Origin of the sequence: Streptomyces parvus (assembly GCF_032121415.1) — a bacterium.
Classification (GTDB): domain Bacteria; phylum Actinomycetota; class Actinomycetes; order Streptomycetales; family Streptomycetaceae; genus Streptomyces; species Streptomyces globisporus_A.
Genome location: NZ_CP135079.1, coordinates 3,578,261 through 3,598,839, shown reverse-complemented (window position 1 = coordinate 3,598,839; position 20,579 = coordinate 3,578,261). Strand labels below are relative to the sequence as shown.

20 protein-coding genes and 2 pseudogenes are annotated in these 20,579 nt (G+C 71.9%); 14 read left to right on the top strand and 8 right to left on the bottom strand.

All coding sequences use genetic code 11. From position 1 onward, the window contains the following. The first annotated feature begins 290 nt into the window (after positions 1–290). The 6 genes and pseudogenes from RNL97_RS17110 to RNL97_RS17085 all read left to right on the top strand — a co-directional run bounded on the left by RNL97_RS17110 (position 291) and on the right by RNL97_RS17085 (position 4,541). Complete coding sequence (locus tag RNL97_RS17110) at positions 291–608, top strand: hypothetical protein (RefSeq protein ID WP_398866824.1); 318 nt, start codon at positions 291–293, stop codon at positions 606–608. 364 nt (positions 609–972) lie between these two features. Next, positions 973–1,137 (top strand): hypothetical protein, encoded by a 165-nt coding sequence (locus RNL97_RS17105; RefSeq protein WP_010056643.1) that lies wholly within the window; start codon positions 973–975, stop codon positions 1,135–1,137. A 10-nt stretch (positions 1,138–1,147) separates the two neighbouring features. After that, a complete protein-coding gene (locus RNL97_RS17100) occupies positions 1,148–1,441 on the top strand; it encodes a Dabb family protein (RefSeq protein ID WP_030579026.1) in 294 nt (97 codons plus the stop codon). A 186-nt stretch (positions 1,442–1,627) separates the two neighbouring features. Continuing rightward, positions 1,628–2,506: an RNA polymerase sigma factor SigF gene (locus RNL97_RS17095; RefSeq protein ID WP_030579028.1), complete on the top strand. Its 879-nt coding sequence runs from the start codon at positions 1,628–1,630 to the stop codon at positions 2,504–2,506. Positions 2,507–2,740: 234 nt separating this feature from the next. Next, on the top strand, positions 2,741–3,607 hold the full coding sequence (locus RNL97_RS17090; protein WP_030579030.1) for an RNA polymerase sigma factor SigF: 867 nt from the start codon (positions 2,741–2,743) through the stop codon (positions 3,605–3,607). A gap of 698 nt (positions 3,608–4,305) precedes the next feature. Next, positions 4,306–4,541: pseudogene (locus RNL97_RS17085) on the top strand (hypothetical protein). Between the two features lie 62 nt (positions 4,542–4,603). Here RNL97_RS17085 and RNL97_RS17080 read toward each other — a convergent pair. Next, complete coding sequence (locus RNL97_RS17080) at positions 4,604–4,819, bottom strand: hypothetical protein (protein WP_030579032.1); 216 nt, start codon at positions 4,817–4,819, stop codon at positions 4,604–4,606. Between the two features lie 270 nt (positions 4,820–5,089). Here RNL97_RS17080 and RNL97_RS17075 point away from each other — a divergent pair, with 270 nt between their 5' ends. The 5 genes from RNL97_RS17075 (at position 5,090) to RNL97_RS17055 (ending at position 10,856) form a co-directional block, all read left to right on the top strand. Continuing rightward, on the top strand, positions 5,090–5,602 hold the full coding sequence (locus tag RNL97_RS17075; RefSeq protein ID WP_030579034.1) for a MarR family winged helix-turn-helix transcriptional regulator: 513 nt from the start codon (positions 5,090–5,092) through the stop codon (positions 5,600–5,602). A 124-nt stretch (positions 5,603–5,726) separates the two neighbouring features. Continuing rightward, positions 5,727–8,156 carry an MFS transporter gene (locus RNL97_RS17070; protein ID WP_462983216.1) on the top strand — a complete coding sequence of 810 codons (2,430 nt, stop codon included), beginning with the start codon at positions 5,727–5,729 and terminating at the stop codon, positions 8,154–8,156. 266 nt (positions 8,157–8,422) lie between these two features. Next, positions 8,423–9,241 (top strand): YceI family protein, encoded by an 819-nt coding sequence (locus RNL97_RS17065; RefSeq protein WP_243314444.1) that lies wholly within the window; start codon positions 8,423–8,425, stop codon positions 9,239–9,241. Positions 9,242–9,316: 75 nt separating this feature from the next. Continuing rightward, positions 9,317–9,787 carry a PPOX class F420-dependent oxidoreductase gene (locus RNL97_RS17060; RefSeq protein ID WP_030579043.1) on the top strand — a complete coding sequence of 157 codons (471 nt, stop codon included), beginning with the start codon at positions 9,317–9,319 and terminating at the stop codon, positions 9,785–9,787. A gap of 79 nt (positions 9,788–9,866) precedes the next feature. Then, positions 9,867–10,856, top strand: coding sequence for an NAD(P)-dependent oxidoreductase (locus RNL97_RS17055; RefSeq protein WP_050499993.1), 990 nt, complete (start codon positions 9,867–9,869; stop codon positions 10,854–10,856). A gap of 33 nt (positions 10,857–10,889) precedes the next feature. Here RNL97_RS17055 and RNL97_RS17050 read toward each other — a convergent pair whose 3' ends face one another. After that, positions 10,890–11,633 (bottom strand): TetR/AcrR family transcriptional regulator, encoded by a 744-nt coding sequence (locus tag RNL97_RS17050; RefSeq protein ID WP_030579049.1) that lies wholly within the window; start codon positions 11,631–11,633, stop codon positions 10,890–10,892. 242 nt (positions 11,634–11,875) lie between these two features. Beyond that, positions 11,876–13,444: an MFS transporter gene (locus RNL97_RS17045; protein ID WP_030579052.1), complete on the bottom strand. Its 1,569-nt coding sequence runs from the start codon at positions 13,442–13,444 to the stop codon at positions 11,876–11,878. A gap of 238 nt (positions 13,445–13,682) precedes the next feature. Here RNL97_RS17045 and RNL97_RS17040 point away from each other — a divergent pair, with 238 nt between their 5' ends. Next, positions 13,683–14,555: an endonuclease/exonuclease/phosphatase family protein gene (locus tag RNL97_RS17040; RefSeq protein WP_030579054.1), complete on the top strand. Its 873-nt coding sequence runs from the start codon at positions 13,683–13,685 to the stop codon at positions 14,553–14,555. Positions 14,556–14,754: 199 nt separating this feature from the next. Next, on the top strand, positions 14,755–15,921 hold the full coding sequence (locus RNL97_RS17035; RefSeq protein ID WP_030579057.1) for a serine hydrolase domain-containing protein: 1,167 nt from the start codon (positions 14,755–14,757) through the stop codon (positions 15,919–15,921). On the opposite strand, the pseudogene RNL97_RS33115 reads toward RNL97_RS17035, so the two are convergent. The 5 genes and pseudogenes from RNL97_RS33115 to RNL97_RS17015 all read right to left on the bottom strand — a co-directional run. Continuing rightward, positions 15,921–16,138: pseudogene (locus tag RNL97_RS33115) on the bottom strand (two-component sensor histidine kinase); the annotation flags it as partial. The gene RNL97_RS17035 and the pseudogene RNL97_RS33115 sit on opposite strands and share 1 nt — an antisense overlap. A gap of 9 nt (positions 16,139–16,147) precedes the next feature. Then, positions 16,148–16,894, bottom strand: coding sequence for a response regulator transcription factor (locus RNL97_RS17030; RefSeq protein WP_030579060.1), 747 nt, complete (start codon positions 16,892–16,894; stop codon positions 16,148–16,150). 129 nt (positions 16,895–17,023) lie between these two features. After that, positions 17,024–17,908 carry an amidohydrolase family protein gene (locus RNL97_RS17025; protein WP_030579062.1) on the bottom strand — a complete coding sequence of 295 codons (885 nt, stop codon included), beginning with the start codon at positions 17,906–17,908 and terminating at the stop codon, positions 17,024–17,026. A 45-nt stretch (positions 17,909–17,953) separates the two neighbouring features. Continuing rightward, positions 17,954–18,838 (bottom strand): DUF2797 domain-containing protein, encoded by an 885-nt coding sequence (locus RNL97_RS17020; RefSeq protein ID WP_313750912.1) that lies wholly within the window; start codon positions 18,836–18,838, stop codon positions 17,954–17,956. Positions 18,839–18,895: 57 nt separating this feature from the next. Beyond that, positions 18,896–19,474 (bottom strand): hypothetical protein, encoded by a 579-nt coding sequence (locus RNL97_RS17015; RefSeq protein WP_030579067.1) that lies wholly within the window; start codon positions 19,472–19,474, stop codon positions 18,896–18,898. 132 nt (positions 19,475–19,606) lie between these two features. Here RNL97_RS17015 and sigJ point away from each other — a divergent pair, with 132 nt between their 5' ends. Beyond that, the gene (sigJ, locus tag RNL97_RS17010; protein WP_313750911.1) at positions 19,607–20,560 is read left to right on the top strand and encodes an RNA polymerase sigma factor SigJ; all 954 of its coding nucleotides are present in this window, start codon (positions 19,607–19,609) and stop codon (positions 20,558–20,560) included. Positions 20,561–20,579 lie beyond the last annotated feature (19 nt).

Here is a 20,579-nt window from a genome sequence, read left to right as displayed (position 1 = left end):
CAAGACGAACACACGGTCCCTGAAAACCAGATGGACAAGACCCCCTCGCGAGGAGGCCGCGCTGTTCTGCCCGCTGCGGGCAGAATCACCACTGCCGCATGGAAGCCACGGGGCCCCGCGCATGCGGGAGGGTCTCCCCGTGAAAGCCGCCGTCGCTCCGCGCACGCAGGGCCATCAGCTCACGCCCCCCGACCGGGTGAAAGGCAATGGTTCGCGCACCCCGGCGGTCCGTGCCGACGGGGCGGGATGCGTCACACCTCTGTCTCGTACGTGGATGGAAGCAGGATGCAATGACCAGGGCACCGGACTACAGCCAAGGCATCAACGCCGAGCGCGCCCTGAAGTTCGCCGTGCAGCGGATCCGCGGGGATCGCGTCCAGATCATCGAGGGCATCATCGAACCGGTGTCACCGACGTGGGACCACGAGCGTGCCGCGAAGCTCGTACGCCGTCAGCTTGAGAAGCGCGTAGACGAACTCGGCTGCGTCGAAGGGGCCGGGAATCCTGGTCTGCCCGGCTCGTCCACCTGGTACATCCCCGATACCGCTGTCGTACCGGAGGAACTCGCGAAGGGGGGCAGCGCGCTTCCCCCGACCAGACACCGCTGAGCGTGGAAGTGACCTCCGAGTCGAAACCCGAAGGTCAGGTCGGGGGAAGCGGCATCGGGGGGACAAGCCGCTTCCCCCGGTGAGAACAGGGCCTGCTGGTCGTCCGCCGCGGTCAGGGGGGAATCGCGCGGCGGGCGGCCCCACAGAGAGGCCCTGTTCCTGCCTTCCGGGTCCTGCCTGGTCCCGTCGGGCTCGTTGTCCATCGTGCCGGGCGGCGAGGCTCGTGGGGTCCGGCGAAAGGCCCTGATGGCTGGGTCGTAGGTCCTTAAAAGGCACATCAGTGATCAAAAACGGCCACCGGATACGGCCATTCGTGCGGATAGAATCGCCCGATCGCACGTGAGGTCGACGGGGAGGCACGGTTGTGGCCAAGGCAAAGACGATCATCATCTACATGCTGGTGGTCTTCGTGCTGTACACGATCATCATGTCTCCCCAGCGGGCCGCCGAACTGGTCCAGGTAGGGTTCGAAGGCATTTCCACCGCCGCCCAGAGCGTCGGTGACTTCATGTCAGAACTGGTGAAGTAGGAGCCGCACGATGATCCGCCACCTGGTGCTCTTCAAGCTGAACGACGGCGTCGAGCGGAACGACCCGCGGGTCGTGGCCGGGGACCGGGCCTTCCGGGAGCTGGCGGGGCAGGTTCCTGAGCTGGAGTTCTGGGAGTGCGCCTGGAACATCACCGACCGGCCGATCGCGTACGACTACGCCATCAACTCCGCCGTCGCCGACGAGGACGCGCTCAAGCGGTACATCGAGCACCCCGCCCACCAGGCCGCCGCCGGACAGTGGCGCGAATTCGCCACTTGGGTGATCGCGGACTACCCCTTCTGACCTCGCTCGTCCCGGTTCCGTCGACCCCTCGCCGTTCAGGCGGGGGGTTTCTCTGTTCCTTTTAAACCCTTATGCCGTCAACACGGCACTATGAGGTGCTTGCACACAGTGGACATGTCTTGTGATGCTATGACCGCTTTTGACGGATGAGTTGACCGTAGTTGACCGCAAAGGGGTGGCGTCACCGTGCCGGCCAGTACAGCGCCTCAAGTGCCTCCCCAGACCGCCCAAGCCGTGCCGACCGTTCCGGCCGAGGACATCCAGACCGAGACCCCGGACCCATCGGCCCCGCCCGCCCGGGCTCGCGGCGCCGACACCAGGGCGCTCACACAGGTCCTCTTCGGTCAGCTCAAGGACCTGGAGCCGGGCACTCCGGAACACCGCCGGGTCCGGGCCGCCCTCATCGAGGCGAACCTCCCCCTCGTCCGGTACGCCGCCGCGCGTTTCCGCAGCCGCAACGAGCCGATGGAGGACGTCGTCCAGGTCGGCACGATCGGCCTGATCAACGCCATCGACCGGTTCGACCCGGAGCGCGGCGTCCAGTTCCCCACGTTCGCGATGCCCACCGTCGTCGGCGAGATCAAACGCTACTTCCGCGACAACGTGCGCACCGTCCACGTCCCCCGCCGACTGCACGAACTCTGGGTCCAGGTCACCGGCGCCACCGAGGACCTGACGACCGCTCACGGCAGGTCCCCGACCACCGCCGAGATCGCCGAGCGGCTGAAGATCTCCGAGGACGAGGTACTGGCCTGCATCGAAGCCGGGCGCTCGTACCACGCGACCTCACTGGAGGCCGCCCAGGAGGGCGACGGACTGCCCGGGCTCCTCGACCGGCTCGGCTACGAGGACCCCGCGCTCGCGGGCGTCGAGCACCGCGACCTCGTCCGGCACCTCCTCGTCCAGCTTCCCGAGCGCGAACAGCGCATCCTTCTGCTGCGCTACTACAGCAACTTGACCCAGTCTCAGATCAGCGCCGAGCTCGGCGTCTCCCAGATGCATGTGTCAAGGCTCCTCGCCAGAAGTTTCGCCCGCTTGAGATCCGCAAACAGGATCGAGGCGTAACCGGAACGGGTAGACCGTCCACAGACCAGTTCTGACGGCATAAAAAGGCCACACCCCCTGTTTCCAGGGCGGATTCGGCGCTGACTTGTCGACATGTCACTACAGCGTGTTGCCGACATGTGACATTCTGCTCGAAGCGCGTTTGCCGCAGCCCCACCTCCGGTATTCAGGTGGAGGCTGCGTTCCTCCGATGGTCGCGGCCGCCGCGACCGTCCGCGACCTCAAGGGGGTGGCATGTCCGAAGAACAGGGCAGCTCGAAGGTGCTCACGCTCACGAAGAGCGTGCCGGCACCCGCCGTGCTCACCAGCTCGCCGGAAGCCATCGACACCCGCACGCTGTCCCGCTCCCTGTTCCTGCGGCTCGCCGCGCTCGGCCCCGCCTCGGGCCCCGAGGGAACGGACAGTCCGGAGCGGACCTATGTGCGGGACACACTGATCGAACTGAACCTCCCGCTGGTGCGGTACGCCGCGGCGCGGTTCCGCAGCCGCAACGAACCGATGGAGGACATCGTCCAGGTCGGCACGATCGGCCTGATCAAGGCGATCGACCGGTTCGACTGCGAACGCGGCGTCGAATTCCCGACGTTCGCCATGCCCACCGTCGTCGGCGAGATCAAACGCTTCTTCCGCGACACGTCCTGGTCCGTGCGGGTCCCCCGCCGCCTCCAGGAGCTGCGGCTCGCTCTGACCAAGACCAGCGACGAGCTCGCGCAGAAGCTCGACCGCTCGCCGACCGTCCCGGAGCTGGCCCGCGCGCTCGGGGTCTCCGAGGAGGACGTGGTCGACGGCCTCGCCGTCGGCAACGCCTACACCGCCTCCTCGCTCGACTCCCCCTCCCCCGAGGACGACGGCGGCGAGGGCTCGCTCGCGGACCGCCTCGGGTACGAGGACACGGCACTGGAGGGCGTCGAGTACCGCGAGTCGCTCAAGCCGCTGCTGGCCAAACTCGCCCCGCGCGAGCGCCAGATCATCATGCTCCGGTTCTTCGCGAACATGACCCAGTCGCAGATCGGCGAGGAGGTCGGCATCTCCCAGATGCACGTCTCCCGGCTGCTGACCCGCACGCTCGCGCAGCTCAGGGAAGGGCTCATCGCCGACTGAGCCGGAAGACGGGGGAACCGGCAAATCGAAGAGCCGGAAAAACGGTTCACGAGGGTTCTTATGTGACGGCCCGTCAGGCACGCGCACGCGATGCGACGTCAGGCATGCGGCTCCACCGGCCGCCGAGGCCCGGCCATCGCCGCCTCGGCGGCCGCGCTGCGCCTGGGCGCCGGCCTCCTGTCCGGCTGCGGCGGCGGGCCGGGCGACGGTTACACGGCCGTGGGCGCGGCCGGAAGCTCGAAGCCTCCCTCGGACTGGGCGCCCTCGGGGGAGGTGACGCTCACCCCCCTCGACGGGAGCGGGAGCGCTGGGGGCAGGGGCGTGGTGGCGGTGGTACGTCATCGAGCGGCGGTACGCCGCCGAGCGCCGGTTCCCCGGGGGACGGCCGGCCCGGCGAAGCCCAGGACGGATCCGGCGGGGCTCGCACGGGGACGCCACGCGGGCGTCAGGCGGCCGGTTCGTCCGACGGGCCGGGGGAAGCCCCCTCGCAGCCCGCAGACCCCACCGCGCCCACGAAGCCGGGCGACAGCGGCGAAACCGGCTCCCCGCCGGGCGGCAGCCCGGAAAACCCGTCGCCTCCGAGCCCCGGCACGCCCAGCGGCCCGAAACCTCCCGCTCCGCCCGCGACCCCGGCCGCGCTGACACTGAGCGCCCCGCAGCGCGCCGGGACGGACAAGCGGTGGTGCGAGAAGGTGACCGTGGAGTTCCGCAACACCGGAGGCTCCCGGCGCGCTCGGGGACCGTCACCTTCGCCACCCACATCATCGGCGCCCTCGGCGTCGACTGGGCGACCATCATCCCGTCCCAGCCGCTGCCCGCCCCGATCGGCGCGGGCTCGACGCGGTCGAAGACGTACACCGTCTGCGTGGAGTCCTGGCGGGTCCCGCTGGGGATGCGCGTCGAGACCCAGGACGTCTCCGCCGTGTGGGAGTGACGTCCACGGCGTGTGTCGTATCAGCGTGCTGCCGTGCGGCAGCACCGCCGTACGGCAGCTCGTCAGCCCAGTGCGAGCCAGGCCACCGCGCCGAGGACGACGACGACCGCGATCACGGCCGCGATCACCCCGGCCTTCGGCCCGGACGAGGTCGCCGCGGGCTGCTGCCGGCGCTGCGGCTCGCCCTCGTCGACGAAGGCGCGGAACATCTGCGTGCTGCCCGCCGGGTCGTGGTTGCCCTCGGGGCCCGGCTGGGGGGCGTGGGGGTTGTGTGCCATGGGGCAGGACCCTAGCGAACTCGGGCCCCCGACCCAACCCCCGGGGCCACCGGGCACCCCGCCCTACCTGCGGCGGGGCATCTGAAGATCGTCCGAAAATCGCACGGACACCGGGCCGGGAGACCGGCAGCGCACGCGCTTGACCTCGACCCTACGGAGGCTTTTGCCTTCCTTTACTTCTGCAAGGCCGTTTTCGTTTGCCTGCAGCAACCAACGGCTTCTATCGTTGCCCTAAGCAACAACATAGTCGTGAGTGTGCTGGGGGTTCCCGTGGCCGCACGGAGTAGTTACGAGGAACTGGCCCGACAGCTCAGCGCCGTCGGGGCCGTCAAGAGGGGGCTCGCCCGAGCGCTGCCCCCCGAGTGCCCCACGGGATCCGCCGCCGTACTGACCCTCCTGGACCGGCACGGCGAGATGCGGATCAGCCGGCTCGCCGAGCTGCTGTCCGTGGACATGTCGGTGACCAGTCGCCACGTGGCGCATGTGGCCGATCGCGGCTGGATCGAACGGTCTCCGGACCCGGCGGACAAGCGGTCCCGCATCCTGCGGCTGACCCCCGGCGGGCACGCGCAGCTCGACGAACTGACCCGGCGGACCACCGAGGTGTTCGCCCACAACCTCCAGGACTGGTCCGACGACGACGTCGGCCGGCTCATCGCGCTGCTGTCCCGGCTGCGTGACAGCTTCGCCTGTCGCGGATCCGGCGGCTGCGTCCCCGGACGTCACACCGGCGAGTGCAGGACCGGCCTCGGCGACGAGGCTCACGCCCGTACACCTGTGTAACAGAAGCAAATACGCACGGATAAGGAACTCAATGGCTACGACCACACCCACCGGTGTGCGGGGCGGCCACGCCAAGCACGGAGGGCACGGCGGCAACGCCTCCGGCACCCCCGACGGCACGCCGATGACACACCGGCAGATCATGGAGGCGTTGACCGGGCTGCTGCTCGGCATGTTCGTCGCGATCCTGTCGTCGACGGTCGTCTCCAACGCCCTGCCCGAGATCATCTCCGACCTCGGCGGCGGCCAGAGCGCCTACACCTGGGTCGTGACGGCCTCGCTGCTGGCCATGACCGCCACCACCCCGCTCTGGGGCAAGCTCTCCGACCTCTTCAGCAAGAAGCTGCTGGTCCAGATAGCCCTGGTCATCTATGTCCTGGGGTCGGTCGTCGCCGGTCTGTCGACCAGCAGCGGCATGCTCATCGCCTGCCGCGTCGTCCAGGGCATCGGCGTCGGCGGTCTCTCCGCCCTCGCGCAGATCGTCATGGCCGCGATGATCGCCCCGCGCGAGCGCGGCCGCTACAGCGGCTACCTGGGCGCGGTCTTCGCCGTCGCCACCGTCGGCGGCCCGCTGCTCGGCGGTGTCATCACCGACACCAGCTGGATGGGCTGGCGCTGGTGCTTCTACGTCGGCGTGCCCTTCGCGGTCATCGCGCTGATCGTGCTCCAGAAGACCCTGAAGCTCCCCGTCGTGAAGCGCGAGGGCGTCAAGGTCGACTGGTCCGGCGCGTTCTTCATCAGCGCCGCCGTCTCCCTGCTGCTGGTCTGGGTGACCTTCGCGGGCGACAAGTACGACTGGCTGTCGTGGCAGACGTACGTGATGGTCGCGGGCTCGGTCCTGCTCGGCCTGATCTTCGTGTTCATCGAGTCGCGGGCCGCCGAGCCGATCATCCCGCTGCGCCTCTTCCGTAACCGCACCATCACGCTGGCCTCGATCGCCTCGCTGTTCGTCGGCATCGCGATGTTCGCGGGCACCGTCTTCTTCAGCCAGTACTTCCAGTTGGCGCGCGGCAAGTCGCCGACGATGTCCGGCGTCATGACCATCCCGATGATCGCGGGGCTCTTCCTCTCCTCGACGATCTCCGGCCAGGTCATCACCAAGACCGGGCGCTGGAAGGCATGGCTGGTCACCGGCGGTTTCCTGGTCACGGCCGGGCTCGGGCTGCTCGGCACGATCCGGTACGACACCCCGTACTGGCACGTCGCGGTCTTCATGTTCGTCATGGGCCTCGGCATCGGCATGATGATGCAGAACCTGGTCCTCGCCACGCAGAACCAGGTCGCTCCCGAGGACCTCGGCTCCGCCAGCTCCGTCGTCACCTTCTTCCGCTCCCTCGGCGGTGCGATCGGCGTCTCGGCGCTCGGCGCGGTCCTCGGCAACCGGGTCACCCACTACGTCAAGGACGGCCTCGCCGCGCTCGGCCCCGAGGGCGCCAAGTTCGGCCACGGCGGCACCGGCGGCGGGGGCATCCCCGACCTGGACAAGCTGCCCGAGCCGTTCCGGCTGGTCATGGAGGCCGCGTACGGGCACGGCGTCGGCGACGTCTTCCTGTACGCCGCTCCGGCCGCGCTCGTCGCCTTCATCGTGACGATCTTCATCAAGGAGGTCGCCCTGAAGACCAGCGCGGCGAACGACGCCCCCACCGAGGCGTCGGACCAGGCTCCGGCCGCCGTCGAGACGGCCGAGGTTCCCGTCCCCGCCGCGGTCGGCGCGGCCGGGCTGGTCTCCGAGGGCGCGGCCGGGGTCACCTCGGTCGACACGGCAGAAGCCCCTCACGACACCGTCCGGGGCACCCCCGTCCACGGAGTGGTGCGCGGCGCGGAGGGCGCTCCGGTCGCCCGCGCGGCCGTCACCCTGATCTCGCTGGGCGGCCGGCAGCTCGGGCGCTCCGTGGCCCGGAGCGACGGCGGCTACACGCTGGACGCCCCCGGCTCCGGCAGTTACGTCCTGATCGCCTCCGCCGACGGCTTCCAGCCGCAGGCGTCCACGGTGGTCGTCGGCGAGGAGCCGCTGGCCTTCGACATCCTGCTGTCCGGTACGAGCGGACTGGCCGGGACCGTCAGGGCCGCCGAGTCCGGCGCCCCCGTCGACGGCGCGATGGTCATCGTGACCGACGTCCGGGGCGACGTGCTGGCCACCGGCGCGTCCGGCCCGACCGGGGAGTTCGCCTTCGGCGAGCTGATCCCGGGCTCCGTGACCGTCGCGGTCAACGCGGCCGGCTTCCGTCCGCTGGCGCTGCCGGTGGAGATCGGCGGCCAGGGCGTCACCCGCGTCGAGGCCGCGCTGCGGTCCGGTGCGCTGGTCCGGGGCACCGTGCGGGCCGGGTCCGCCCGGGGCCCGCTGGCCGACGCCCGGGTGACCCTGATCGACGCGGCGGGCAACGTCGTCGCCACCGCGACGACCGGTGAGGACGGGGCGTACGCCTTCACCGACCTGGACGCGGGCGAGTACTCGGTCATCGCGACCGGCTACCCGCCGGTGGCGGGCTCCCTCACCGTCAGCGGTACGGGGGTCGACGGGCACGACATCGAGCTCGCCCACCCGGGCGAGTGACGGCCCCTCACGTGAGCACGTGAAAAGCACGCGCTCACGTGAAGGGATCGCGAAGACCCCTGGTCGGGCGGCACTTCGAGCGGAGAGGCTGTCGCGACCGGGTGGAAAGGGGCCCCGTGGCGGGTACGGCAGGCAGGGGACGGCCGGCCGTGACCGCCCCGGGGCCCGACTCGTGTGACCCCCGCGTTCCGTCGGGACGTCGGGTCGTCGGGGCGTCGCACGCGGATCGTCGAGTCATCGAGCTAGGGCTTCTGGGAGAGATACGGATGGGACTTCGCGCACAGGTACGGACGCGGGACGGCTGGGCGGTCCAGCACGCCGTCGTGACGGTCACCGACATGACCGGCGCCCAGGTGCTGCGGGCCGCGGCCGACGAGGACGGGGCCGTCCGCACGGACGGCTCCCTGACGGCCGGCGCGTACACGGTGATCGTCACGGCGGTCGGGTACGCCCCCGCCGCCTCCACCGCCCTCGTCACCGCGAGCGGCCGGATCGAGGCCGGGCAGATCGTGCTGGCGCGGCAGGGCGGGGTGGAGCTGCCGCCGCCGGGCGCCTGGTCGCTGGACCCCGCGCACTCCTCGGTGGGCGCGGTCGCCCAGCACCTGGGGATCTCCAGCGTGCACGGCCGGTTCACCGACTTCGGCGGCCGGATCGAGATCGCCGGGGCGACCGGCGCCTCCCGGGTCGACGCGGTGATCAGGGCGGCCAGCATCGACACCGGCAACGGCATGCGGGACAAACACCTGCGCTCGCCGGACTTCCTGGACGTGGACCGGTACCCGGAGATCGCCTACAGCTCCACCGGGCTGGACCCGGCAGGCCCCGACCGCTGGACCGTCCACGGCGAGCTGACCATGCACGGCGTCTCGCGCCCCGTCGACCTGGACCTGACCTACCTCGGCACCGGGCCCGACCCGTGGGGCGGGGTGCGCGCGGCCTTCCACGCCACCGCCGAACTGCGCCGCGACGACTTCGCGATGAACTACAACCAGGTCGTCCAGGCGGGCATCTCCGCGATCGGCACGACCCTGCGTGTGGAGCTGGACATCCAGGCGGTGCAGGGCGAGGCGCTGCCCATGCCGTGACCCCCGGGCCGCCTCGCGCCGGTCGCGCGAGGCGCTGCCCGGCCGACCGTCGGACCCGGTCGTAGGGTGGTGGGCATGGCACCGAACATCGCGACCAACACCGCCGTGGACCTCGATGAGTTGCTGGCGTTCGTACGCCCCCGGCACCGGGCGGTCCTGCTCACCGCCCGGGCAGACGGCCGCCCCCAGGGCTCCCCGCTGACCTGCGGCGTGGACGACTCGGGGCGGATCGTCATGTCGACCTACCCCGAGCGCGCCAAGACCCGCAACGCCCGGCGCGACGAGCGGGTCAGCGTGATCGTGCTGTCGGACGAGTGGGACGGGCCCTGGGTGCAGGTCGACGGTGCAGCGGAGGTCATCGACGCCCCGGACTCGGTCGAGCCCCTGGTGGAGTACTTCCGGAACATCTCGGGGGAGCATCCGGACTGGGACGAGTACCGGGCGGCGATGCTGAAGCAGGGCAAGTCGATCATCCGGGTCACCCCGGAGCGCTGGGGCCCCGTCGCCACCGGCGGCTTCCCGGCCCACCTCGCCCCGGGGAGCTGATCGCGCGATGAGCGCAAGCGCGCTGCCTGTTCCGGAGAAGCCCGCCGCCGGGCAGCCCCACGCGCTCCTCGCGTGCGGGCTGCCCGTCCCGCCCCCGCCGCTGCCCGCGCCCGACGCCCTCGCACGGGCCCTGCTGCTCGTCGCGCCCTCGCTGGACTCCGAGCTGGTACGGGTGTTGGAGCGGATCACCGGGCGCGCCGCGGAGCCCCTGACGGACGTTCCGCCGCCGTCCGGCCCACCCCTCCTCTGCGTGGGCGACGCGCTGCCCGACGCCCTGCGGACGGACCGGCTGCTCTGGTTCCACAGCATCACCGCGGGGACGGACCGGCTGCTCTCCGGGGGCCCTTGGCCCGGACCGGCGCTGCTGACCCGGACCGTGGGCCGGATGGGCGAGCGGATGGCCCAGTACGTCCTGGGCTGGATGCTCGCCGAGTGCCAGTCCGTACCGGAGTTCACCGAGCAGCACGCCCGCGCGCACTGGGAGCGCCTCCCCTCGGAGCTCGTCGCCGGACAGACCGCCCTGATCTACGGCACCGGCCGCATCGGCGCGGCGGTGGGGCGGCTGCTGGCGGCCTGCGGCGTACGCACCGTGGGCGTCGCCCGCACCACGCGGTACGGCCCGGAGCCCGGCACCGACCGCGTGGTGCCGCCGGGATTCGACCGGGTGATCGGGGCCGCCGAGGACACCGGGGTGCTGGGTGAGGCCCGCTGGGTGATCTCCGCCCTGCCGTTGACGCCGGCCACGGAGGGCTTCTTCGGGGCCGACCGGTTCGCGGCGGTGCGCGGGGCGACGTTCGTCAACGTGGGGCGGGGCGCGACCGTGGACCTGGGGGCGCTGGAGACCGCGCTGCGGGACGGCCGGGTGCGGCGGGCGGTGCTGGACGTGCTGCCCGCGGAACCGGCCGCGCCGGAAGACCCCGTGTGGCAGCTGCCCCGTACGGTCATCACGGCGCACTCCGCGGGGATCACCACGGACGAGGACATCACCGTGGACTTCACCGCCTGCTGGCGGGACGTGACGGAGGGCCGGCGCCCCGGGCTGACGGTGGACACGGCACGCGGCTACTGAGCCGGTGAAGCGGCTGCCCGGCCGGGCACGGAGCTACTGGGCCGGGGACCCGGTCCGGTCGCGCACCGCCTCGATACCCGCGATCACCAGGTCCAGCGCGAAGACGAAGTCCCGCTCGCGCATCTCCTCAAGCGTCTCGCCGCCCCGGGCGGACATGATCTCGTCGGAGTAGTCGGAGATCTCCCGCAGGCGCGGCTCCGCCCGGATCGTGCCCATCGCCTGCTGGTGGTACGCGTCCTGGGTGAGCCCGGTCGCGTCGCACCGCGCCTTGAAGTTGCCCTCCACGGTGCCGAATCCGTACACGAACTGGAAGACGGCCGACAGCGCGCCCGTCTGCCGTTCCAGGGGCAGGCCGGTGTCCCGGATCACGTCCTGGACGGCGTACGAGAACAGCATGGAGTTCGGGCCGATGTTGAGGAACGTCCCGGCGAGCGGCGAGATCCAGATGTGGCGGACGAGGAGTTCGCGGTAGCTGCGGGCCAGCTCCCGCAGCCGGTCCCGCCAGTCGGCGTCCTCACGGGGCCGGTCGATCTCGGCGTACACCGAGTCGAGCGCCAGCTCCAGGAGGTCGTCCTTGGTGTCGACGTACCAGTAGAGGGACATCGCGGTGACGTCCAGCTCGGCGGCGAGCCGGCGCATCGAGAACTTGGCGAGCCCGTCGGCGTCCAGCAGCCGCACCGACGCCTCGGTGATCCGGTTACGGTCCAGACCCGCCGGGGACTCCGTCCGGCGCGAGCGCGAGGGGGCCGTTCGGTCCAGCCACACACTGGTCCGCACGGTGGCGTCCTTCGAGCCGCCGGACGGAACGGCAGCGGCAGCTGATTCGGGCGCGGACACAGCCTCTGACGCCGGCGCGGACGCGGAATCGGGTTCGGAACCGGGCCCGGACACCATGGCGCACTCTCCTCGTCGTGCTCGGATCGGCCACCGAGCGGTCCTGCCGAACGCCGGGCCGTGCGGGCCCGCCGGAGAACGGCGTACCGGACGCCGACGGTCCGGTACGCGCGTCGTATCCGATGCTATGCCGCCGGTCCCGTCGCGTCTGCCCGGTCCCCCGCCTGCGAAGCGTCGGCCTCCTGCCGCCGCACCTCCGCCTCCATCCGCTCGGCCCGGTGCAGCAGCAGCGCGGCGAGCAGGCCGCCCGCCAGCACCGCCACCGCGCCGACGAGCTGGCTGGTCTCCAGGCCCGCGGCGAACGCGTCCTTGATCTGCTCCCGGGCGGCGGGCCCGTCGGCGGCGGCCAGGGCCGCGGGCAGGGAGACGGCGCCGACGGCGGCCGGTACGAGCGCGGCGAACCGGGCGTTGAGCACCGCGCCCAGCACCGCGACCCCGAGGCCGTTGCCGAACTCCGCGAGCGTGCCGTTGACCCCCGCGCCGACCCCGGCCTTCTCCGGCGGGATGGCGCTCATGATGGCGTTGGCCATCGCGGGCATGGCGAGGGCGACGCCCGCACCCATCACGATCAGGCCGAACAGCATGCCGCCGTACCCGCCGTCGCCCCCGCCGAGCACCGCGATGGCGGCGAGACCGGCCGCCAGGCAGCTCATCCCGGCCGCGATGACGAGGGGCGTGCCGAACTTCTGGACCATCCGCGCGCCGACGCCCGTGAGGTTGAGGGCGACCACGGTGAGCGCCATCGGGGCCGTCCGCAGACCCGCCTCCAACGGCCCGTACCCGAGAACGAACTGAAGGTGCTGGGTGAGCAGGAAGAGTGAGCCGGTCATCCCGAAGGCGACCAGGATCGCGCCGGCCACCGCGCCGACGAACTTCTGGTTCCGGAAGAAGTGCATGTCCAGCATCGGGTTCGGAATGTGCAGCTCCCACAGCACGAATCCGGCCAGCACGGCGACGCCGACGACCACCGTCAGCAGCACCCGGCCGGACCCCCAGCCGTGCTCGGGCCCCGAGATGATCGCGAAGACGACCGCGGTCATACCGATGGTGGAGAGCAGCGCGCCCAGCAGGTCGGGCCGGTCGCCCTGGGCGACCTTGGACTCCGGTACGAGCCGGGCGACGGCGACCAGGCCGATCAGGGCGACCGGGAGGTTGATGAGGAAGATCGCGCCCCACCAGAAGTGGTCGAGGACGAACCCGCCGAACAGCGGGCCCGCCGCGAAGCCGAGGGAGGCGACGGTCGACCAGATGCCGATCGCCTTGACCCGCTCGGTCTCGTCGAAGATCTGGACCACGACGGCGAGGGTGGTGGTGAGCAGCAGCGCGCCACCGACGCCCATCCCGGCGCGGGCCGCGATGAGCTGGCCGGAGGACTGGGCGAGCCCGGCCACGAGCGAGCCGATGCCGAACAGGGCGAGGCCCACGATCAGCATCTTCTTCCGCCCGTAGCGGTCCGCCGAGCTGCCCGCGGTGAGCAGCAGACCCGCCTGGACGAGTGAGTAGGCGTTGATCATCCACTGCACGTCGGCGGTGGAGGCGTGCAGCTCCGAGGTGAGGGAGGGGATCGCGACGTTGAGGACGGTGTTGTCGAGCAGCACGGTGAGCTGGGCCAGGCAGATGACGCCGAGGATCAGCCAGCGTTGCGGATGTCCCTGGTGGGAGAGGTCGGGTCGCTCTGCGGCGGGCGCCGTCATGCGGGCTCCTTGGGCTCCGTGGATGGGTGGCCCGTGGTGGTGCGGCCGGTGGTTGTACGGTGTACGGGAGTGGGTCCTGTACACCGTAAGGCAGCCCTGTACGACGTACAAGTCGATTTCCTTCGAGCCGGACCGGTCGCGCCGCTGGGACCCGAGGGGTGGCACGGCGGTACGGTTCTCGACGCTGACCTGACAAGTTTTCTGACCAAATGCGCGATTTCCGGCCATTGGGAGAGCCATGTCGCTGCGTCGCCGCTCGTCTCGTGCCCCTCGCCTCCTCCTCGCCGCCTCCCTCCTGGGAGCGCTCCTCGCACCGGCCGCCGCTGCCGCGTCGGTCCACCGCTCCCCCTCGGGTGGAGCCGGCGGAGTCCTGCCGCTGCGGGTCGCCACGTACAACATCCATGCCGGTGCGGGCATGGACGGCGTCTTCGACCTGGAGCGTCAGACGGCCGAACTCCGGGCACTGAAAGCCGATGTGATCGGGCTCCAGGAGGTCGACCGGCACTGGGGCCCCCGCAGCGAGTGGCGGGATCTCGCGGGCGAACTGGCCCGGCGGCTGCGGATGCACGTCTCCTTCGCGCCGATCTACAGCCTCGATCCGGCCGAACCGGGCGGGCCGCGGGCCGAGTACGGGGTGGCCGTGCTGTCGCGGCACCGGATCGTGAGCGCCGAGAACCACGAGATCACCCGTCTCTCGACCCAGGACCCGAACCCGGTGCCCGCGCCCGCCCCGGGTTTCGGCGAGGTCGTCGTACGGGTACGGGGGCTGCCGGTGCACGTGTACGTGACCCACCTCGACTACCGCCCGGACCCCGCCGTCCGCGTCGCCCAGGTCGCCGACACCCGGCGGATCATGGCCGAGGACCGGGGCCCGAAGATCCTGCTCGGCGACTTCAACGCGGAGCCCGACGCCCCCGAACTGGCCCCGCTGTGGCGGGAGCTGGCGGACGCGGACCCGGGCGCGCCCACGTTCCCGGCGCAGGACCCGGTCAAGCGGATCGACTTCGTGACGGTGTCGAAGAACAGGGCCGGTGTGCGGAGGGCGTGGGTGCCGGAGAGCCTCGCCTCCGACCACCGGGCGGTGGTGGCGGACCTGCTGTTGCGGAGGTGACGGCGGGGCGGGGACGGGAGCGGGGACGACAGGGCCGGGGCCGACGAGTCCGGGGCGATGAGTCCGGGGCGATGAGTCCGGGGAGCTTCCGGAGTCTCCTTTTTCGGCGCGAATTGCTTCCTTTTGCGGTGGGAACGCGTCCTCCTTACCGAGGGCCGCCGTGAAAGACCACGCGGTACCGGACGGACGAAGGATGGTCATGACCACCACCAGCCTGCACGAACTGCTGGACACCCACATCGCCAGGGGATCGATGCCGGGCGCGGTGGCGCTGGTCGCCCGGGGCGAGCGGGCCGAGGTCGTGTCGGCCGGTACGGCCGGCCTCGCCGGGTCCGCGCCGATGCGGCGGGACTCGCTGTTCCGCCTCGCCTCGATCACCAAACCGATCGTGGCGGCGGCCGCCATGACGCTCGTCGACGACGGCCTGATCGCCCCCGCCGACCCGGTCGCGGCCTGGCTGCCCGAGCTGGCCTCGCCCCTGGTCGTCCGGACCCCGAAGAGGCCGGTCGACGACGTGGTGTCGGCCGTCCGTCCGATCACCCTCCTGGACCTGCTGACCTTCCGCGCCGGGTACGGCTTCCCGTCCGACTTCTCGCTCCCCGCCCTCGCCCCGCTCTTCACCGAGCTGAAGCAGGGGCCGCCGCAGCCGCAGGCGGTGCCGTCGCCGGACGCCTGGATGGCCGCCCTCTCCCGAATCCCGCTGCTCCACCAGCCGGGCGACGGCTGGCTCTACGAGACGTGCGCCGACATCCTCGGGGTCCTGATCGCCCGGGTGGCCGACCGGCCGCTGCCCGCGTATCTGTCGGAGCGGATCTTCGAGCCCCTCGGCATGAAGGACACCGGCTTCTGGGTGGAGCCCGCCGCGCTGGACCGCTTCACCGGCTACTACCGGGCCGGGGCAGGCGGGGACGGGGGCGAGCCCGAGCTGATCGACGCCCCGGACGGGCAGTGGAGCAGCCCGCCCCCCTTCCCCTCCGGCGCCGGGGGCCTCGTCTCGACCGTCGACGACTGGTACGCCTTCGGCCGGATGCTGCTCACCGAGGGCCTGAACGACGCCGGTGACCGGGTGCTGGCCGGCGAGTCCGTCCGCCAGATGATCACCGACCACCTGACCCCGGAGCAGCGCGCCGCGAGCGGGCTGTTCACGGAGGGCCAGGGCTGGGGGTTCGGCGGCGCGGTGGACGTCGAGATCGCCGCCCCCTGGAACGTGCTCGGCCGGTACGGCTGGGTCGGCGGCACCGGCACCACGGCCCACGTCGTCCCGGCCACGGGCACGGTCGCCGTCCTGCTCACCCAGATGGAGCTGGGCGGGCCGTCCGCCGCCGAGGTGATGCGGGACTTCTGGACGTACGCGGCCGGGTTCTGACCCGCCTCGCGCAGCGTCCCGGGCAACGGGAGGGGACCGGACGGCCGCCCGGCGCGCTCGACGCCGGCGTGCACTGGTCGTCGAGCTTGCCGTACATGAGGCTGTGGAAGGCGGTCGCGGGGGCGGACCCGATGACGGCCGCGACGACGGCGATCAGGGACACGGCGGAGACGACGAGCCGGGTCCGCGGCGTCCAGGGCCTGCGCAACACCTTCATGAGGGGCCCCTACTCACCGGGCTTGATCAGATACCCCGCCCCGCGCCGGGTGTGGATCATCGGCGTGCGCCCTGCGTCGATCTTCTTGCGGAGGTAGGAGATGTAGAGCTCGACGACGTTGGCCTGGCCGCCGAAGTCGTAGTTCCAGACCCGGTCGAGGATCTGGGCCTTGCTGAGCACCCGGCGCGGGTTGCGCATCAGGAAGCGCAGCAGCTCGAACTCGGTGGCGGTGACGTGGATCGCCTCCCCGCCCCGGCTCACCTCGTGGCTGTCCTCGTCGAGCACCAGGTCCCCGACGGTCAGCGTGGACTCGCCGCGCCCGGCGGCGACGGCCGAGCCCGAGCGGCGGATGAGCCCGCGCAGCCTGGCCACGACCTCCTCCAGGCTGAACGGCTTGGTGACGTAGTCGTCGCCGCCCGCGGTGAGCCCGGCGATCCGGTCCTCGACGGCGTCCCGGGCGGTGAGGAAGAGGACGGGCACACCGGCGTACTCGCGGCGCAGCCGGCCCAGCACGGCCGGCCCGTCCATGTCGGGGAGCATCACGTCCAGGACCACCGCGTCCGGCCGGAAGTCGCGTGCCGCCCGGACCGCCGCGGCCCCGTCACCGGCGCTGCGCACCTCCCACCCCTCGTACCGCAGGGCCATCGAGAGCAGCTCGGTGAGCGGAGCCTCGTCGTCCACGACCAGGACCCGGACGGGGGTACGGTCCGGCCTGAGCAGTTCGGTACGCCCCTGGGGCGAGGTCGTCGTCGTCATGGGCCCCACCCTGTGAGACGCCCGTGAGAGAAGCCTGACCCGTTCCTGTGAATTCCCTGAGAAAGCACCACGGCTGAGGCTCTCGAACAGGGCCCCGAGTCGATGAGGATGACGCGGGGCCGGCGGGTTCTAGGCGGCCGGCAGCTCGAACAACGCGGCGGCGTTCCCGTGACAGACCGCCCGCAACCACGCGTGGCCCAGCCCGAGCCGTTCCAGCGCCTCCAGTTGATGGACGTACGGGTACGGAATGTTCGGGAAGTCCGTCCCCAGCAGGATGCGGTCCCCGAGGGCGGCGAGCCGCCCGTGTTCCGCCGCGGGGAAGGGGCTGAGCCGCTCGCTGAAGTCGGTGAACGCCATGGTCGTGTCGAGCCGGACCTCCGGGTACGCCTCCGCCAGCGCCAGGAACTCCGCGTACTCCGGCATCCCCATGTGCGCGACGATCAGCCGCAGCCGGGGGTGCCGGGCCAGCAGCCGCCCGATCGGTTCGGGCCCGGTGAACCTCCCCGGAGCGGGCCCCGAGCCGCAGTGCATGACCACCGGGATCCCGGCCTCCGCGAGCAGCCCCCACACGGCGTCCAGCAACGGGTCGTTGGCGTCGTACGCCCCCACCTGAAGGTGTGACTTGAACACCCGGGCCCCTGCCTCCACGGCCTCCTTCACGTACACCTCCACGCCCTCCTCCGGGAAGAGCGTCGCGGTGTGCAGGCAGTCGGGGGTCCGGCCCGCGAAGTCGGCGGCCCAGCCGTTCAGCCAGCGGGCCATACCGGGCTTGTGCGGGTACAGCATGGCGGTGAACCGGACCACCCCGAACGCCCGGAGCAGGGCGAGCCGCCGCTCCTCCTCGTACCGGTAGGTGATCGGCCACTCCAGCCCGGTGAGCGGCCCGGCCGCGTCGAAGTAGGCCCACACCTTGCGCAGGACCTGCTCGGGCATGAAGTGGGTGTGCACGTCGATGATCCCGGGCAGCCCGAGCCGCTCCCGGAACCGCACCACGCCATCGCTTCCCAGCTCCATGCGCAGGCCCTTTCGCCGGTCGTGCTGAACAACCCACGCGGTCGTTCAGAACAACCCACCCTGCACACCGCCGCCGCCGATGTCGATGAGGGGGACACGGACATCGCTCCCGGCCTCCGCCGTCAGGTCCCACCCGGTGATCAGCCGCGTATCCAGCACGACCACGCCCCCGCCCGCCACCGCGAGATGCAGATCGGGCCCGGCCGCCGCGACGAGCCGCCCCGCGACGACTCCGCCGTCGACCAGCTCCCGCACCGCGCGGACGGGCGCGGGCGCACCCTCCCGTACCGGCCGGGCGGCTGCGGTCGCACGGTCGAGCCCGAAGACGCCGACCTGGTCGACGACTTCAAGAGGCAGCCGCTCCAACGACTCGGGCCAGCCACGCCCTTCGAGCGCCGCCGCCCGCGCGTACAGCTCCGCCACCGCCCCGGCCCGCTCCTCCGGCCCCGGCAACTGCCCCCGTACGGCCCGCTTCCTGGCGTACGGGATCCGGTCGGGCACCCCGAGCGCCGCCCGCAGCACCTCCTCGGTCCGCCGCGCCGCCATGAGGGGCCCGCGCCCCAGCCAGCTGAAGGCCACGGCCCCCTGCTCCCGCAGCCGGGCGGCCCCGCGCTCCTCCCCGGTGATCCCGACCTTGACCATGCCGGGCCCGAACCAGGCGAGGTACACGCGGTACGTCCGGGGGTCGTCCGCCATCGTGTCGGCGGCCACCGAATGCGCCCGGTCCAGCCGCGCACACTCGGCGCACCGCCCCCCGGTCGAGCGCCCCGGCACGACGGCCCCCAGCGGGCAGACGTTCCCCCGGGCGCCCGCACAGTGCCGCTCCCCGACGGCCCGGAACCCGAGGCGGGCCCCGTACGCGAGCACACTCGCCCGCCGGTTACCGCCCCGGCTCCACGCCAGTTCGGGCACCTCCCGGGGCCACCGCATCCCGGCACACCGCCACCCGCCACCGGATTCCCGGACCCCACACGTCATCCGGGGATGCTACGCGCGCCCTCCGACACCCTCGATCCCACCGACGCCGCCGACGCCCCCGACACCTTCGATCCGCTGCCGCATCGCGACCATGCGGCGCACGAAGCGCCGGTTGAACCAGATCATCCAGCTCATGAAGGCCACACCGAAGCCCAGCGCCCACAGCCCCGCGGGCACGTTCCCGGCGGTGAACCAGAGGAGGGGCATCCCGAGGAAGATCAGCCCGAGCGTGGGGAAGGCCCACCACCGGTTGCGCCGCAGCTTCTCCTCCCGCCGCCGGATCAGCCGGATCATGGCCGCCTGCTCGGCCGGGTCGTCGGGCAGCTCGCCGTTCTTCGCGATGCGCCGCTCCAGCTCCGGCACCCTGGCCGGCTCGGTACCCACGGCCTTCGCGTCCCGCCGCCTGCGCCGCATCAGGAACCACGTCAGGAAGACGGCGTAGAAGACGCCCCCTGCCAGCGTCTCCGGCCACGCGGACCAGCCGCGGAACGCCAGCCGGACGGCCACCCAGATCACCAGCACCAGCAGCCCGACGGCCCACCACTGATCGCGCCAACGCCCCTGCTCCGCCTGCCCCTTCGCTCCCATCGCGCCCACCTCCGAACGGAGGGGCGCCCAGCACGCCCCGTAACTCGTCGGCTACCCCGCCCCCGCCACGGCGAACGACCGGCGCCCGCCTTCACTCCCGCCCCCGCTCCCGCCCCCGTTAGGATCCGGACCATGGCGCTGACCGGGAACCAGATGGACCAGTTCGAGGCTGCCATGCCCCGCCTCAAAGCCATCGCCTACCGCCTCCTCGGCTCGGCGAGCGATGCCGAGGACGCCGTGCAGGACACGTTCCTGCGCTGGCAGGCCGCCGACGTCGACCGCATCGAGGTCCCCGAGGCCTGGCTGACGAAGGTCCTCACCAACCTCTGCCTCAACGAGCTCACCTCGGCGCGCGCCCGCCGCGAGACGTACGTGGGCCAGTGGCTGCCGGAGCCGCTGCTCGCGGGCGACCCGATGCTCGGCCCGGCAGACACCGCCGAGCAGCGCGAGTCGGTCTCGTTCGCCGTCCTCGCGCTGATGGAGCGGCTGTCCCCCAACGAGCGGGTGGTGTACGTGCTGCGGGAGGCCTTCGGCTACCCGCACCGGAGGATCGCGGAGATCCTGGACATCACGGAGGCGTCCGCCCAGCAGATCCTCCACCGCGCCAAGAAGCACATCGCGGCGGGCCGGACCCGTACCGAGATCGACGAGGCGGCCGCCCGGCGCATCGTCGAGGAGTTCCTCACGGCGGCCACCAGCGGCCGGACCGAACCGCTGGTCCAGCTGCTCACCGCGGACGCCATCGCGGTCGGCGACGGCGGCGGAAAGGTACCGGCCCGCGCGAAGGCGTTCGAGGGGGCCGCGGCCGTCGCGACGTTCATGCGGAGCCTTTTCACCCCCAACCAGGCCGCCCGCCGGCTCCTCGGCGGCACCGCGGAGATCCACGTCTCGTCCGCCAACGGGCTGCCCGCCCTGGTGGTCCTGGTCGACGGCCGGATCATCGGCGTGATCTGCCTGGAGTTCACGCCGGACGGCATCGCCGCGTTCCGCAGCCAGGTCAACCCCGACAAGCTCGAACGCGCGACGCGCCAGTGGGCGGCCACGGACCACGGGGCCCCGCTCTTCCGTATCCACCAGCACATGTGACCCACGTCACGTCTGCCAC

Excerpts from the sequence above, each read along its gene's own strand:
- RNL97_RS17110 (WP_398866824.1), top strand. The coding sequence starts at position 291 with ATGACCAGGGCACCGGACTACAGCCAAGGCATCAACGCCGAGCGCGCC.
- RNL97_RS17100 (WP_030579026.1), top strand. The coding sequence starts at position 1,148 with ATGATCCGCCACCTGGTGCTCTTCAAGCTGAACGACGGCGTCGAGCGG.
- RNL97_RS17090 (WP_030579030.1), top strand. The coding sequence starts at position 2,741 with ATGTCCGAAGAACAGGGCAGCTCGAAGGTGCTCACGCTCACGAAGAGC.
- RNL97_RS17080 (WP_030579032.1), bottom strand. The coding sequence starts at position 4,819 with ATGGCACACAACCCCCACGCCCCCCAGCCGGGCCCCGAGGGCAACCAC.
- RNL97_RS17070 (WP_462983216.1), top strand. The coding sequence starts at position 5,727 with ATGACACACCGGCAGATCATGGAGGCGTTGACCGGGCTGCTGCTCGGC.
- RNL97_RS17065 (WP_243314444.1), top strand. The coding sequence starts at position 8,423 with ATGGGACTTCGCGCACAGGTACGGACGCGGGACGGCTGGGCGGTCCAG.
- RNL97_RS17060 (WP_030579043.1), top strand. The coding sequence starts at position 9,317 with ATGGCACCGAACATCGCGACCAACACCGCCGTGGACCTCGATGAGTTG.
- RNL97_RS17045 (WP_030579052.1), bottom strand. The coding sequence starts at position 13,444 with ATGACGGCGCCCGCCGCAGAGCGACCCGACCTCTCCCACCAGGGACAT.
- RNL97_RS17040 (WP_030579054.1), top strand. The coding sequence starts at position 13,683 with ATGTCGCTGCGTCGCCGCTCGTCTCGTGCCCCTCGCCTCCTCCTCGCC.
- RNL97_RS17035 (WP_030579057.1), top strand. The coding sequence starts at position 14,755 with ATGACCACCACCAGCCTGCACGAACTGCTGGACACCCACATCGCCAGG.
- RNL97_RS17030 (WP_030579060.1), bottom strand. The coding sequence starts at position 16,894 with ATGACGACGACGACCTCGCCCCAGGGGCGTACCGAACTGCTCAGGCCG.
- RNL97_RS17025 (WP_030579062.1), bottom strand. The coding sequence starts at position 17,908 with ATGGAGCTGGGAAGCGATGGCGTGGTGCGGTTCCGGGAGCGGCTCGGG.
- RNL97_RS17020 (WP_313750912.1), bottom strand. The coding sequence starts at position 18,838 with ATGCGGTGGCCCCGGGAGGTGCCCGAACTGGCGTGGAGCCGGGGCGGT.
- RNL97_RS17015 (WP_030579067.1), bottom strand. The coding sequence starts at position 19,474 with ATGGGAGCGAAGGGGCAGGCGGAGCAGGGGCGTTGGCGCGATCAGTGG.
- sigJ (WP_313750911.1), top strand. The coding sequence starts at position 19,607 with ATGGCGCTGACCGGGAACCAGATGGACCAGTTCGAGGCTGCCATGCCC.